Origin of the sequence: Nocardiopsis sp. TNDT3, assembly GCF_003427465.1 — a bacterium.
In the GTDB taxonomy this organism is placed as follows: Bacteria; Actinomycetota; Actinomycetes; order Streptosporangiales; family Streptosporangiaceae; genus Nocardiopsis; species Nocardiopsis dassonvillei.
Genome location: NZ_QPFC01000205.1, coordinates 1 through 2,100 on the forward strand (window position 1 = coordinate 1; position 2,100 = coordinate 2,100).

General features: G+C 71.2%; 2 protein-coding genes. Both read right to left on the bottom strand.

Features of this window, described 5'->3' with window-relative positions; genetic code table 11:
* Nucleotides 1-141: 141 nt before the first annotated feature.
* Nucleotides 142-975, bottom strand: coding sequence for an ABC transporter permease (locus tag DQW06_RS05575; RefSeq protein ID WP_117198088.1), 834 nt, complete (start codon nt 973-975; stop codon nt 142-144).
* Entirely contained in the window at nt 972-1,946 is a 975-nt protein-coding gene (locus DQW06_RS05580; RefSeq protein WP_117198089.1) for an ATP-binding cassette domain-containing protein, read from the bottom strand. The genes DQW06_RS05575 and DQW06_RS05580 overlap by 4 nt, the downstream gene beginning before the upstream one ends.
* Nucleotides 1,947-2,100: the final 154 nt, after the last annotated feature.

Genomic DNA, 2,100 nt, shown 5'->3' on the forward strand with positions numbered 1-2,100 from the left:
CCCCGGGTCCTCCGGGGCTGCCGCGCGCCGCTCGGCGGCGCCTCCCCGGGCGGGGGGACGGCTTCCGGGCCGCCGCCTCCGCCCCGCCGGAACACGCGCACCCCGCCGGGAGGCCGCGCGACTGTTCTGGCCGGGAACCGGTCAGGTGCGGCGCCGGTAGGCCCACACCGCCAGCGGGAAGAAGACCGCGGTGATGATCGCGGCCCACACCACGGTCCACAGCACCGGACCGGTGGCCTCGCCCGAACCCAGCATCAGGGCGCGCATGGCGTCCACGACGTGGGTGACCGGGTTGTTGGCGGCCACCACCCGCAGCCAACTGGGCATGTCGTCGGGGCTGACGAACGCCGAGCTGCTGAAGGTCAGCGGGAACATCAGGATCATCCCGAACGCCTGCACCGCCATCGGGGTGCGCACGATCATGCCGATGAAGGCCGACATCCAGCACAGGGCGAACGCGAACAGCAGCACCAGGGCGGCCGCCGCGACCACGCCCACCACGCCGCCCTCGGGGCGGAACCCGATGGCCATGCCCACCACCAGCACCATCACCACGGTGATCGAGTACCGGACCAGGTCGCCGAGGATGGCGCCCGTCAGCGGGGCCGAGCGGGCGATGGGCAGCGACCGGAACCGGTCGAAGATGCCCTTCTCCACGTCCTCGCTGAGGGAGAAGCCGGTGCCCAGCGTGGCGAAGATGACCGACTGGGCGATGATGCCGGGCATCAGGAAGTCGCGGTAGGACTGCCAGTCGCCCATAATCGCCTGTCCGAAGACGAAGACGAACAGGGTCACGAACATGACCGGCTGCAACATCAACCCGAAGACCTCTTCGGGGTTGGCCTTGATCTTCAGTACGCTGCGCCAGGCCAGTTGCAGGCCGTTGCGCACGGTGATCAGCGGACTGATCCGCTTCGGGGTGGTCGGCGCGTCATCCGGCCGCGCCGACGGCGTCCGGGTCGTCACGGCGCTCAAGCTCGTGTCCCTTCGTCAACGGCCCCCCGGGGGGCCTCCTCCTCGGCGGCGTGCCCGGTCAGGGCGAGGAAGACCTCGTCCAGGCTGGGCTTGCGCAGTGACAGCTCGGCGACGGCCACGCCCTGCTCGTCCAGGCGGCGCACCACCTCGGGCAGGACCGCCGAGTCGGTGACCGGGACGCTGGCCAGCAGCCCGTCGGAGGTCACCGGCGTGTTGGTGACCGCCTCGATGATCCTGGTGGCCAGGGACAGCTGTCCGGTCTCGACGGTGCGCACCTCCAGCACCTGGTTGCCCGCCCGGCTCTTGAGCTCCTCGGGCGTGCCCTCGCTGATCACCCGGCCGTGGTCGAGCACCATGAGGTCGTCGGCCAGCTGGTCGGCCTCCTCCAGGTACTGGGTGGTGAGCAGGACGGTCACGCCGTCGTCGACCAGGCCGCGCACCACGTCCCACAGCCCGTTGCGGCTGTGCGGGTCCAGGCCGGTGGTCGGCTCGTCCAGATACAGCAGCGACGGGCGGCCGACCAGGCTCGCGGCCAGGTCCAGCCGTCGGCGCATGCCGCCCGAGTAGGTCTTGGCGGGGCGGCCGGCGGCGTCGGAGAGCTCGAAGCGCTCCATCAGCTCCGCCGAGCGCGCCCGCGCCCCGGCCCGGTCGAAGCCCAGCAGCCGGGCGATCAGCACGAGGTTCTGGGTTCCGGTCAGGTCGGCGTCGACCGCCGCGTACTGGCCGGTCAGCCCGATCAGGCGGCGCACCTCGTGGGGCTGGCGCGCCACGTCGAAGCCGCCCACCTCGGCGTGCCCCCCGTCGGGGCGCAGCAGGGTCGCCAGGATGCGCACCGTCGTGGTCTTCCCGGAGCCGTTGGGTCCCAGGACGCCCAGCACGGCCCCCGTCCTGGCCCTCAGGTCCACGCCGTCCAGGGCCCGTTTGCCCTTGAACTGCTTGACCAGGCCCTCCGCGCGGATGGCGTCAGTCATCTCGTTGTTGGGCGTGAACGCCCCGTTCTTCAGAACGGGGGGCACGCCCTCTCCTTTCTGTGGCTTTCTGTCGATTCTGCTCACGCGACCGCAGGGTGGTCGCTACGGTGTGTGCCATGACCAGGAAGAGCGTGAAGCGGGCGTTTCGGTACCG